A 13,081-nucleotide genomic window follows, 5' to 3' on the forward strand; every position below is an offset into this window, starting at 1 on the left:
GATAATTCATCCCCTTTTGAAATACTGAATTTACATCCACTTTAGCAATGCAAAACCAATTAGCGCAATTCTCAACAAACCATTGTGGCTACAGCAAAAGTTGTGCTGTGTGCTGTTCAGTTGAGTTAGCTACTTCGTAAACTTAAACCATATGAATAACGCTATAAACAAATAACATATCGTGTCATAACACTTAAAAATTGTAACTAAACATAATATTAATGAGATTTTTTTTTATTCTTCAAATTGCCGGGTTGCTTCTTTTCGGCCAGGCTGGTAAAGCCCAACCTAAACATCAATTCGCATTAGGCGGTAGCGACTTTCTGCTCGATGGTAAGCCCTTCCAAATGATTTCGGGCGAAATGCATTATCCCCGTGTGCCGCGCGAGGCATGGCGCGCACGTATGAAAATGGCGAAGGCTATGGGCCTGAATACAATCGGCACCTACGTATTCTGGAACCTGCACGAACCCCAAAAAGGCAAGTTTGACTTCAGCGGCAATAACGATGTGGCTGAATTTGTAAAAATAGCCAGGGAAGAAGGCCTTTGGGTGATTTTACGCCCCAGCCCCTATGTGTGCGCCGAATGGGAATTTGGCGGGTATCCGTATTGGCTTCAAAATGAAAAAGGATTGGTGGTGCGTAGCAAAGAGGCTAAGTATCTGAAGGAATATGAAACTTACATTAAAGAAGTGGGTAAGCAGCTGGCACCATTGCAAGTTAATCATGGTGGGAACATTTTAATGGTGCAAATTGAAAATGAGTATGGCTCTTACGGCAACGATAAGGAATATTTGGCCGTCAATCAGCGGTTGTTTAAAGAAGCGGGTTTCGATGGATTGCTATATACCTGCGATCCTCCTGAAGCTATAGAAAATGGGCATTTGCCCGGTTTGCTGTCGGCTATTAATGGTATTGATAATCCGGCAAAGGTGAAGAAACTGATTAGTGAGAATCATGATGGCAAGGGGCCTTTTTATATAGCGGAGTGGTATCCGGCATGGTTTGACTGGTGGGGAACAAAACATCATACTGTGCCTGCCGAAAGTTATACAGGCAGATTGGATAGCGTATTATCAGCAGGTATTTCTATTAATATGTACATGTTTCATGGTGGCACTACCCGAGGTTTTATGAATGGTGCAAACTATAACGATACTCACCCTTTTGAACCCCAGATAAGCAGCTATGATTATGACGCACCGCTCGATGAGGCAGGTAACGCTACGCCTAAATTTATGCTATTCAGGAGCGTTATCGCAAAACATCTTCCTGCCGGGCAAACATTGCCAGCCGTGCCCGTCGCTAAACCGTCTATGGCCGTTCCTGGCATTAAGTTAAATCAGTCGGTAGGTTTGTTGAATATATTACCAAAACCTGTGCTGAATAAAACCCCGTTAACTTTTGAAGATTTGAATCAGGACTACGGCTTTGTTTTATACCGAAGCACTTTAACAGGCGGGAGAGAGGGGCTGCTAAAACTTAACGAACTGCGTGATTATGCCGTTATTATGGTGAACGGAAAACGGGTGGGGGTTTTAGACAGGCGACATAATCAAGACAGCCTTCGGCTTGTTTTGCCATCGGGGAGGGTGAAATTAGATATTCTGGTGGAGAACCTGGGCCGCATAAACTTTGGGCCATATCTTCTTCATAACAAAAAAGGAATAACCCAACGCGTACTGTTTAATGGTAAGGAAGTTTACAACTGGGCTATGTACAGTTTGCCATTTAGCAAGGTAAGCGGTATAACATACACCGCTAAAAAAGTGGATGATATACCTGTTGTAAGAAAAGGAATTTTCAACTTAAAAGCCGCGGCCGATACTTACCTGGATATGAGCCATTGGGGCAAGGGTGTAGCATGGGTAAATGGACATAGCTTGGGAAGATACTGGTCTGTTGGCCCTCAGCAAACCCTGTATGTTCCGGCAGAGTGGTTAAAGACCGGCTCAAATGAAATCGTCGTGTTTGAATTACTCAAACCACAAAAAACAATGGATGCTTTGGATAAACCCATTCTTGACCAACTACAATAGTTTTTTTGCTGAATACATTAACATGAAAAAGAAAATCTCAAGGTATATAACTGTCGTCTTCAAACTAGCGTCTCTGCTAATCTTATCAGGGTGGGTTCGTACGGCATCTGCACAAACAAATGCTGGTAAACAGGGCTATTCGGGTTATCTGTTCGTCTACTTTACTGGGAATGATCGTGCGGAGGAATCAATCCATTTTGCCACCAGTACGGATGGGTATCGTTTTGCGGCGCTTAACAATAACAAAGCGATTTTTTCTTCCGTAGCAATCAGCGAAACCGGCGGTGTCAGGGACCCGCATATTCTGAGAGGCAACGATGGTAAGACATTTTATATGGTGGCCACCGACATGGTATCTGCAAACGGCTGGAACTCCAACCGTGGAATGGTATTGTTAAAATCAGAGGATCTGATCCACTGGTCTTCCAAAGCGATCAATATTCAACAAAAATACCCGAACCAGGATAGCCTGCTCCGGGTGTGGGCGCCTCAGACAATTTTCGACCCTGTACAGCAGAAATACATGGTCTATTGGTCAATGAAATATGGCGCAGGCCCGGATCGAATCTATTATGCATATGCAAACGCGGCATTTACTGATTTGACAACCGAACCTAAAGTATTGTTTTCTCTTCCAGACCAGAAGTCAAGTATCGACGCAGACATAATTTTCCATGATGGAATCTATCATCTTTTTTTTAAAACCGAAGGCAATGGCAATGGGATTAAACAGGCCGTTTCTGCGCAACTTACCGGCGTTTACAGTTTGGAAGACAGATATCTGCAGCAAACCGATCTTCCGGTAGAGGGTTCAGGCGTATTCAGCCTGATCAACGGGAGCGGTTTTATTTTGATGTATGATATGTATACAAGCGGGCGTTACCAATTCACTTTCAGCAAGGAACTTGAACATTTCAAGGCGGTAGATCAGGATGTGAGTATGAACTTTAATCCCAGGCATGGAACCGTTATGCCCATTACCGAAAAAGAATTACAGCGGCTACTGAAAAATTGGAAAAAGCTCAATGTCAATTAAGGCAAAGCGCCGCATTACATGTGACAGTCAAGGAAAAGTAACTTATAATGGGCCATCTTGCCGGCAAAATCCATGAAATGATACTTATGGAAAAGTAAAAAAATTATGGTCCTCCAATAATTCCATATGATTGGCGTTTTTGGCAAGCGTTTCCGTCGAAGTCTCGACGTAATAGCGGCTCCTTTTATAATTGATCGGGTAGTTCCCTTCCATAAGGAGGACAGGCGCTTATCGGTGAAATTGTATTCATCCGTAAATGGATGATCGGTTCTGTAGAAGCGATATGATGATCACTGAAGTGTGGGGCGATGAGTTTCTAACGATCTCGAAGTGCCAGGACTAAAGCCCGAAGGCATACCTTTGTATTTGTAATTTACTCAAAAAAACATCTGTTGGCTGTAATTTAACCGGTATAGCCTTAATAGTATTTTCCGTACTCATTACCAAAACAGCATTCTTTTTTACAAGCAGTACACAAGCCGGGCCGTGTACAGGAACCAAAATCAATCAACGATTGGCTAAACTTCACCACGATGTTAAAAAACAGATGGGTTGCCATCGTCTATGTCACCAGTGGGCATACGGTTAGCAAGGTAAATCAACCTTACCCTAACGCTGTTTATGCTAATGGCTTCAGAGTGAAATACAATCAATATCGAACTACGGCAAATGATAAGGCGGGGTTTTTACGCATGCTTGATAGGATAGAATACGCTTTCATGATAGTAGTTGCCATATAAAGAAAATGATAAAGTTAAAACTGTTGATATTACTATAAATTACATCAACGTATTTTGACGTTATGCGCAAAATACAAAACCCTTAATAAACAACCTGAATTCGGTCATTTATTAAGGGTTAAGTCTTATTGCTGCAAAAAATAAACCCAGCTACAGCAAGAATAAATAAAACTGTGTATATCAGTTCTCAAATCAGTATCCGGGGTTGTTAGGTAGCAATTTTTTGTTGATATCAATATCACCTTGAGGTACAGGCCATAACCATCCTTTAGCCGGATTGAAAACTCTTGTTTCCAATTTAACACGTGCAAATGTCCATGTTGATGGATTTGCAGGATTGGAAAGCAAGGATACGTTAAATCCATAAACGTCATGAACCAAAGATTCGTCTTTCCAACGTAACATGTCGGCGTAACGGGTCCCTTCATTGTAAAACTCAACGCGACGTTCGTGCCGCACTATTGCGCGTAGTTGAGTTTGACTTAAACCGGTACCTTCTACATTTTCCACCTTAGGCATGTTAACACGTGCACGTACTTTATCTATTAGCGTGTATATTTCGGATGAAGTGCTGCCCGATTCAATCAAAGCTTCTGCCCGCATCAGGTAAACATCGGCTAAACGCATTAAAATGGTATTCAATGAGCAGTTGTTTACATCCGCAATTCCGATAGCCGCATATTTTCTGGGACGTGCTCCTGATAGAACTTGGTCCTTTGCAGGAATGTAAGTTGTAGTCCCCCACTGTGAACCTGGCAACACAACAGATGCTGCTAACCTGGGATCGCGGTTAACAAATGGATTTTGAGGATCGTAACCAGATGCCGGATTTGATATCGGCAATCCGTTAGTCGCATAATAAGAATCAATGAGGTCAGCGTTTACGTTTGCTGTTCCCCAAACACTAAGTGACGTAGCTGATGAGGGCCATGGTTGGGGCTGTGTGGTTGGGATATATTGTATATCAAAAATCACCTCACTATTGTCCTCATGCGCTTCGGCAAAAGTACTGCCATAATCTGCATATAAACTATACGCATTGAGGTTGATCACATCCTGTGCCGCCTGTGCAGCATCAGCCCATTGTTGATTGTATAGCAGAATCCTGGCTTTATAAGCCAGGGCTGCACCTTTTGTAGCACGGCCAATATCCGAACCGGAGTAAGATGCAGGTAGCGCGGCCGCTGCATCAGTTAAATCACTAACAACCTGAATTAACACCGTTGCTTTTGGTGTTCTTGACACATAGGCATCAGACAATGATAAAACTTTAGTAATAAGAGGGACATCGCCAAAGTAAGTGATCAGGTCGGCATAAGCGTAACCACGCAGAAACTTGGCTTCACCAGACATTTGAGCCTTAACAGCGGCATCAATAGTAGCGTTCGCCACATCTTGAAGGAATTCGTTCGCCCTGGAAATAATGGTGTAATCTTGAGTCCATTTTGCATAAGGCGCCCAGCTTGTGCTTGTAGTTTGCCACTCGCCAACTTCTTTAGAACCTTGCCATGAATCCTGGCAGTAACCATTATCAGATTCAAATTCAAACTGGTAAAAGTGGCCGGGAGTAGCGTTTGGCGGCAATGCATTGTAAAGCCCGACGAGGGCCATTTTTACCTGGGTTTCGTTTTTAAAAAACGTTGACGGAGATAACCGGTCTTTAGGGGTCTTGTTCAGAAGATCTTTATTACAACTTGCGAGGCCAATAACAAATAATAGAATTAAGACTTTATTTATAGCTTTCATAATTTTTTGTCTTTTAGAAATTAACATTTAAACCTGCGGTCATGACGCGAACCTGCGGAAAAGCTTCTGCCCTGGTCTGGTCAGTCGTTTGTTCCGGATCAAATCCTTTAAACTTAGTAAAGGTGAATGCGTTTTGAACATTTACATATAGCCTAAGCGAGCTTAAACCAATTCTTTTGATTACCGTTGGACTTAGGGTATATCCCAACTCGATATTTTTCACACGTAAGTAAGACGCATCTTCTACATAGAAAGAAGAATGAATATTGTTTCTATTACCGTCTAACGTTAAGCGTGGCATAGTGTTAGAAGGATTCGTGGGTGTCCATCGGTTCAACCACCAACTGCCTGTGTTGGCGAAACCGCTAAAAGGGGTTGCAATTTCATAATATGTATAACCTTGTATACCCTTTACGCCCTGCAAAAAAGCTCCCAGATCGAAGCCTTTCCACGCAATGTTAAAATTGAATGCATAAGTTATGTCAGGAAACTGCTTTCCAATAATTTTACGGTCATGATTCATATCTACTATACCATCACCATTCAAATCAGCATATTTAATGTCTCCGGGTTGAGCGTTATAATCACTTTCTTTAACTACGCCTGGCTTAAGGGTAAATACTCTGTTTGCATAAGGTGTTGCCGGATCACTGTTGTTTTGCCATGTAAAATCTGAAATTTGGTAAATACCGGTCATTTGATAACCGTAGAAAGAATTTATAGCCGAGCCTACTACAATTGCTTTTGGCGAGTTAAATTGCTGAGGAACATTCATTGCAGTGATTTTATTCACTATATGTGAGAGGTTTAAAGAAGTTCTGAGCTTAATTCCGTTATCAAAAGTCTTTTTATAAGAAACACCTATTTCAAAACCTTTATTTTCTACCTCACCTGCGTTAGCTAAGGGTGCAGATTCTGCAATAGTTAAAGGAATTGGTTGGGTGAGCAGCAGATTTTTTGTTTTTTTATCAAAATAATCGGCAGTAATTTCAATGTTATTATGCAATGAAACATCTATACCGAAGTCTAATTGCTGTGCGGTCTCCCAGGTTAAGTTTTTGTTCGTCATTGCAGTTATTGCAGCTCCGGAATTTAGATTGCCACCGAATGAATAATTTTGGCCTGAACTCAGAATATCGCTTCCGTTGTAATAGTTATTCACATTCTGATTCCCCAACTGCCCCCAGGATGCCCGTAATTTGGCAAAATCTAACCACTTTACGTCCTTCATAAAGTTTTCCTTAGAAATTACCCAGCCCCCAGAGAACGATGGGAATGTTCCCCATTGTTTTCCCTGGGCGAACCTTGAAGAACCATCTCTCCTTACATTGGCCTCAAATAAGTATTTCCCATCAAAAGAATAGTTAAAACGGCCAAAAAAAGAGCGGAGACCAAGGTCATAACTTCCCGCATTATTAGTTTGTGTAGCTGCGTCACCCAGGCTTAAAACGCGTTGCGTATTATTTACAAAACTAGCACGGTAACCGCTTTGCCAGTCCCAGCTAAATTCTTCTTCACTATAGCCTCCCAACAAGTTAATTGAATGGCGGCCAAGGGTTTTGTTGTATTTAAGGAGTCCCGTTAGCAATGAATGCAGGTCAATTTCATTCGTAACGTTGAGATTAGATGATAATTGAGTTGTGGTTCCGTTTTGATTTTGTAAGGTCACATTGGCATGAAAAGCATTACCATTAGTATAAACTGCGCCATATCCATAAGTTACCTGGGCACTCAAATCATTCGATAACTTATATTCAGCTTCTGCCTGACCATTAAAGTTCCAGCCTTTGGTAATGTTGGTACTTCCTTCCTTGATTTCACCATAAAAATTCCGCTCACCATTCACAGATACCCAATTGCCATTTGCATCCTTAAGGGGGTGTATTGGGGCCAGTGTTGAGTACCATTCAGCGCTCCAGAGATCAGTTGGTTCGGTTTTAAGACCATAATTGCCTGATATATTTCCGGAGACACGTAGTCGTTTATCTTTAAGATGATAAGTGTCTAAATTTAATCGGAAATCGGTTTTTTTATAGTTTGTTCCAACAAGAATACCATCCTGATTAAGATGCCCCAACATAAAGGCATAATTAGCGTTGTCGTTTCCGCCAGTTACACTAAAGCGATGATTTTGTATGTTGGCGTTATTGTAGTAAACTTTAAAATAGTTGATATCCGGAAACATTGGGTCGTTATGGGCGGCATATTTGGCAATAGTTGCGTCTGAAAAAGGGGCCGCCTGGCCAGAATTTACAGCCGCTTCATTGTAAAGTGCAGTATATTGAATGGAGTTCAGAACACCAGGCAGCCTTGTTGGGCTTTGAACGCCGGCGTACACACTATAATTGACGCGGGTTTTTCCGGCAGATCCCCGCTTAGTGGTTATCAGAATTACACCATTGGCGGCGCGGCTACCATAAATGGCCGAGGAAGCGGCATCCTTTAGCACCGAAATAGATTGCAAGTCGTTGGGATTTACATCGCCAATGTTACCGGGGAAACCGTCAACTAACACTAAGGGGGAGTTGTCGCCAAAGGTCCCAACACCCCTGATATCTATAACTGTTTTATCATCACCAGGTTTTCCTGAACTTTGAAGCGCGTATACACCGGATACGGTACCCTGTAACGCCTGGCTTGAATTTGTTAACGGCCGGCTTTCCAGGTCTTGAGTGTTTACTGTGCCCACGGAACCGGTTAAATTTGCTTTTTTCTGGGTTCCATAACCCACCACCACTATTTCATTCAATGTTTGCATGGAGGGCTTTAGTTTGATTTCGAAATTGTTTTGGCCTTTTACCGCAACTTCCAGCTTATCAAATGAGATATAGGAAAAGACAAGAACTGCGTTATCAGGCAAGTTGGAAAGTTGAAAATTACCTTTACTGTCGGTAATTGTTGCAATTGGTGTACCTTTCACCGCAACAGATACGCCAATCAGCGGCTGCCCGTTTGAAGCATCAACAACGTTACCTTTTACAGTAATGGCGGTTTTCTTTAAAACCGACAAAGAATTTGCCGCTGCTTGTGAATGGTTTGTTGCCGCAGGAGTTGAGGCAGAAACTGCAAATGGCAGTAATATTAAGGCCAGCGGTTTGAATATTGCCCTAAACCGGCCGGAAGACAAATTACTTGAAATGAGTATTTTTTGTTCCATAATTGGGTTTCAATAATTAAATAGGTTAATAATTAGGATTTCTGTGCAGTTGCCTTTATTGACGGGACGCTTGATTTGCGATCATGCTATAGCTATTTAGCGTTGAGATACTGAGGGTTTTTTAGCGGGATCAACGATGTTGACTAAGTGATGATTCTTGAAATCTATAAGCGCACCCATTTCCATTTATCTCGTAGATTAGTTATAAGAACTAAAAACGCTGCGATTAATAAAACTCAGGCGTACTGGTACCGCATTAAGGTATCGCGTAATTGTTTCTATAACGCGGATGCACTTTTGGGGGATTTTCTAATGGCGGTTTCTCTTTTCCAAGAGCATGCGCTACGAATGAACTTCTTCTCATGATGTTTATTTAATATAACTGGTTGATAGGTTAGCAGACCGATTGAGCTAACTATAAGGCTAATGTCATCGAAAAAAAAAGAAACGAAAAGGGGCTGGTTTGCAAAATAGAAGGGGTAATACAGCATTTTTCAACCAGAAATAGCTGAATATTACAATGTAATACTAAATCAATCGAATTTTATGCCAACAAGCATAGCCCGATGCATCAATATTGTGGATAAGGACAGCTTCGACAGGCGATAGATTATTTAGTGTTAATTAAACAATTATATATCATTTATTGTCTATCGACTCCTCTTTAAACAAAAAATAGATACAGGTAAACGACCGTAATTTACATCCCGAATCAAGAGAATTGTTCAGTCAGGATCAATAATTTAAATACTAACAATTAAAATATGTAAATTATTGATTTACAATAAGTAAATTGAATTATATTAAAAAAAAAGGTTTAATTTTCCTGAGTAATTTTCTTTTTATTGCAGGTTCAACAGGTCACTATTGGTCTTCTGTATTTCACTTAAAATTGATGCCTCAGTAAATTTTTTACATGGAATTTAACCATAACCAATTTATTTATTGGTTATTAGTGTATAATTTACAATTTATTTATAGCAAAGCTTTATTTGTTTTAACCGCTGATTGGAGCTGTAACTTCCATAAGGTCATAAACATTTATTACTGGCGATTGAATACAGAGCCCAAGCCGTTTTTTACATGCTAATAGCCCCAAAAAAAGTAAAACATTATAATTGACAGGCATAACCTAATATGGACAACCATAACGTTAGTTATTCTTCAGATTCTGATGCCAATCAATATATTTTCCCAAATCAATGCACCTACTGAAGCATGATGAACATTAAGAAACAGCATTTTTCTTTTACCATTGCTTTCAGTCATTTTTTCCAAATGTAATTTTTATTAGAAATTATCAACTTTGATTAATATTATTCTTTTTGAAGTCACTTGGCGTACACCCATATTTTCCTTTAAATACAGTTGAGAAATACGTGGGGGATGAAAATCCGGTTTGATAAGTTACTTCGGCTATTGACAGGTCTTCATTTAATAACAGGTATTTGGCTTTTTGCAACCGTCTGCTCAAAATATAGTCGGTTATACTACAACCGAGTAAAGCTTTAACTTTTCGGTAAAGCTGGATCCTTGAAATGCCTATGTTTTTGCAAATGTCATCCACAGTAAACTTTTCGTTTGATAAATTGGCCTCAACAATTCCTGAAAATTCATTCAGGAATTTTTTATCAAGCTTTTTGGATACCGGCACTTTGTTGCCACCTGGATATTCGCTCGAATAATGTTCTTTTAGCAGTTGCCGGTTATTCAGAAGGTTTCGAACATTTTCAAGCAGGTAGTCAAAGTTAAATGGTTTTACAATATAAACATCCGCTTTGTTGCGGATTCCTTCAATTTGCTGCTCAAGGCTCCCTTTAGCAGTTAATAAAATAATGGGAATATGTGATGTTCTGATGTCTGTTTTAAGCTTATTCGTTATTTCTTTCCCGGAGAGTTCGGGTAAAACCACATCCGAAATAATAATGTCCGGTATTTTTTCAAATGCCAGGTTAAAGCCATCGTTGCCGTTTGTTGTTGCAAAAACCTCATAGTCCGTTTCAAATTTCGATGTTAAATAGGCTAATAGGTCAGTATTGTCTTCAATAATTAAGATGGATTGTTCTTTAATCACCCCGCCAGCAGGTTTGTTTAGTTGTATTGGCAGATCTTCAAGGGTTATGTTGTAAATTTTTTCCTGTTCATAAATATTTTCGATCTGACCTTTATGAGTGTACTTTTCATCTTCAAGCAGGTGGCTATCGCCCGTACGTAAATTAATGGTAAAGGTAGTTCCCTGTCCTTTTTTGCTTTTAACTTTAAGGGAGCCTTTATGCAGGTTCATAAACTCTTTGGAAAGAGATAACCCAAGCCCCGATCCTTTAAAAGAATATGAATCAGCCTGGTAAAACATGTCAAATGCATGCAATACCGATTCTTCAGTCATGCCAATGCCGTTATCTTCTACCTCTATGATTATTTCATCAGCCTCCTGTGGTTTTTTTATTGATATTTTAATTAATCCATTGTTTTTTGTGAATTTAAAAGCGTTTGAAAGCAGGTTGAAAATTACTTTATCAAGCATGTTTACATCAAACCAAATCATAATTGAATTGGTAAATGAAGTAAACTGTAGATTGATATTATTCTTAACAGCCATATCATTAAAGGAGCTTACAATCTCTTTAACAAACGGAACAAGATTGTTTTCAGTAGCCCTGATCTTCAGCTTATCATATTCTATTTTCCGGTATTCTATCAGTTGGTTAACATAACGCAACAGTCTGATCACATTTTTATGGATCAGCTTAAGATTTTTACTTTGAACGGAATCAGTTTTTATTTGTGCAATTAAATCTTCAAGGGGCAATAGTATTAATGTTAAGGGCGTCCTGAACTCATGCGAAATATTTGTAAAGAAATTTAACTTGGCTTCTGTAGCTACTTCAGCTTTTGCCGACATTTCTATTAACTGGTTACGCTGGCTCAAAATTTCGTAGTTTTTGGCTTCCAGTTTCTTATTGGTTTTTCGGTTTTCGTTCAGCAGGAAAAATGCCAGGCCGCCAAATACAATAGCAACCACCATGGTTATTACAATTATATTCAAAATAACTCTTTGGCTGTTGTATACTTTTTGCTGCTCTGCCAGCAAACTTTGTTGCCTTTCAATATCATTTTGCTGGCTGCTGATCCTATTCCATTGAATTTGCATTAATTGCACGTTTGATGAATCAATAACCAGTGTAGGCTGAATGCTTTCTTTGTTAAATGATGTCTTATTTAAAATTGAAAAAGCAGTTCTGATAGCCTCTTTACCGCCTGTAGGGTAAAGCATGCTTGCATTTAATTGTTTACCGGCTATCAGCTGCAAACCACCACCTGTTCCCGGTGAAGCATCAACGCCAATAAATTTCATATTTCTATCCAGGTTTAAGCTTTTAAAAACCTCTTTGGCGCCCAGGGCCATCATATCATTATGGGCAAAAACGATGTCTATATTTTTTAGCTCAGCGCTAATTTGCAGCAGTTTCTTTTTAGTGGTGTCTTTTAACCAGTTACAATATAATTGTTTGTCAAGGTGTAAATTAGGGTATTTCTTTAGTGCATCGCTAAACCCTTTTTGTCTTTCAATGGTTGGAGACGATCCCGGTAAGCCCAGGATTTCCATTACTGAAGCATTCGTTTTTACCGTCCTGCCTAAATAATCACCCGCGAGTTTCCCTATTTCGTAATTATTTGACCCAACATAGGCAGTATAAAAGTTTGATGAAGTTTTACGGTCAATAACAATTACCGGGATTCCCTTACTAAAAGCCTCCTCCACAATTGGTGTAAGCGGCCTGGCTTCGTTGGGAGATATGATTAAAAGATCAATATCATCGTCAAGCAGTTGTTTAACCTGCCTGATCTGTACAGCGCTGTTATTATCCGCATCCTTATAAACAAATTCAATACCCGGGTGTAATGAAAGTTCAATCCTCATTTCTTCGAGCATGGTTCTGCGCCACAGATCTGCCCCAACGCATTGTGAAAAACCAATCTTAAAATGGGGGTGGTTATTTTGCTTGTTACATGAAGAGAAAAGTGCAAAGCAAAAGATCGCCATGAAAATCCTTTTCCAATGAAAAGAAAAAAACAGGTTTATATACCTGTAATAATTTAACATAATAGGGGGAAATTAAATGGAATATAACGGTTATTAACTCTGTCTGACTATAAGCTGATGCTCCTGTAAACCTAAAGCTAATGATAATTAGCATAAATCTCAAATGTTATTTATCACCATGCCCCCCTACTAAAGCGCTGGCATGTAACTACACTTAAAACTATTGTAACCAGGTTTAAGGTTTTGCACGCTCATTAATTTTAGCAAATTTTAAATTATTGATTATCAATTGTTTATTGTGGTTTTAAAAATTTCATA

Annotated in this window: 6 protein-coding genes; 3 read left to right on the forward strand and 3 right to left on the reverse strand. The window is 39.7% G+C overall.

Translation table 11 applies throughout. The features are described 5' to 3' along the window. Positions 1-221: 221 nt before the first annotated feature. The 3 genes from BUE31_RS01920 to BUE31_RS01930 all read left to right on the forward strand — a co-directional run bounded on the left by BUE31_RS01920 (position 222) and on the right by BUE31_RS01930 (position 3,815). The gene (locus BUE31_RS01920; RefSeq protein WP_073399722.1) at positions 222-2,039 is read left to right on the forward strand and encodes a glycoside hydrolase family 35 protein; all 1,818 of its coding nucleotides are present in this window, start codon (positions 222-224) and stop codon (positions 2,037-2,039) included. A 22-nt stretch (positions 2,040-2,061) separates the two neighbouring features. Beyond that, entirely contained in the window at positions 2,062-3,075 is a 1,014-nt protein-coding gene (locus BUE31_RS01925) for a glycoside hydrolase family 43 protein (RefSeq protein WP_083619406.1), read from the forward strand. 533 nt (positions 3,076-3,608) lie between these two features. Further along, positions 3,609-3,815 (forward strand): hypothetical protein, encoded by a 207-nt coding sequence (locus BUE31_RS01930; protein WP_073399724.1) that lies wholly within the window; start codon positions 3,609-3,611, stop codon positions 3,813-3,815. A gap of 192 nt (positions 3,816-4,007) precedes the next feature. Here BUE31_RS01930 and BUE31_RS01935 read toward each other — a convergent pair whose 3' ends face one another. The 3 genes from BUE31_RS01935 to BUE31_RS01950 form a co-directional block, all read right to left on the reverse strand. Further along, positions 4,008-5,561, reverse strand: a complete 1,554-nt coding sequence (locus BUE31_RS01935) for a RagB/SusD family nutrient uptake outer membrane protein (protein ID WP_159440622.1) — start codon at positions 5,559-5,561, stop codon at positions 4,008-4,010. Between the two features lie 13 nt (positions 5,562-5,574). Continuing rightward, a complete protein-coding gene (locus BUE31_RS01940) occupies positions 5,575-8,718 on the reverse strand; it encodes a SusC/RagA family TonB-linked outer membrane protein (RefSeq protein WP_083619248.1) in 3,144 nt (1,047 codons plus the stop codon). A 1,300-nt stretch (positions 8,719-10,018) separates the two neighbouring features. Then, positions 10,019-12,823: a hybrid sensor histidine kinase/response regulator transcription factor gene (locus tag BUE31_RS01950; RefSeq protein ID WP_234997731.1), complete on the reverse strand. Its 2,805-nt coding sequence runs from the start codon at positions 12,821-12,823 to the stop codon at positions 10,019-10,021. Positions 12,824-13,081 lie beyond the last annotated feature (258 nt).

Source organism: Mucilaginibacter sp. OK098, assembly GCF_900142915.1.
In the GTDB taxonomy this organism is placed as follows: Bacteria; Bacteroidota; Bacteroidia; order Sphingobacteriales; family Sphingobacteriaceae; genus Mucilaginibacter.

Bases quoted from the DNA above. Each gene is read 5' to 3' on its own strand.
- BUE31_RS01920 (WP_073399722.1), top strand. From the start codon at position 222: ATGAGATTTTTTTTTATTCTTCAAATTGCCGGGTTGCTTCTTTTCGGC.
- BUE31_RS01925 (WP_083619406.1), top strand. From the start codon at position 2,062: ATGAAAAAGAAAATCTCAAGGTATATAACTGTCGTCTTCAAACTAGCG.
- BUE31_RS01930 (WP_073399724.1), top strand. From the start codon at position 3,609: ATGTTAAAAAACAGATGGGTTGCCATCGTCTATGTCACCAGTGGGCAT.
- BUE31_RS01935 (WP_159440622.1), bottom strand. From the start codon at position 5,561: ATGAAAGCTATAAATAAAGTCTTAATTCTATTATTTGTTATTGGCCTC.
- BUE31_RS01940 (WP_083619248.1), bottom strand. From the start codon at position 8,718: ATGGAACAAAAAATACTCATTTCAAGTAATTTGTCTTCCGGCCGGTTT.
- BUE31_RS01950 (WP_234997731.1), bottom strand. From the start codon at position 12,823: ATGTTAAATTATTACAGGTATATAAACCTGTTTTTTTCTTTTCATTGG.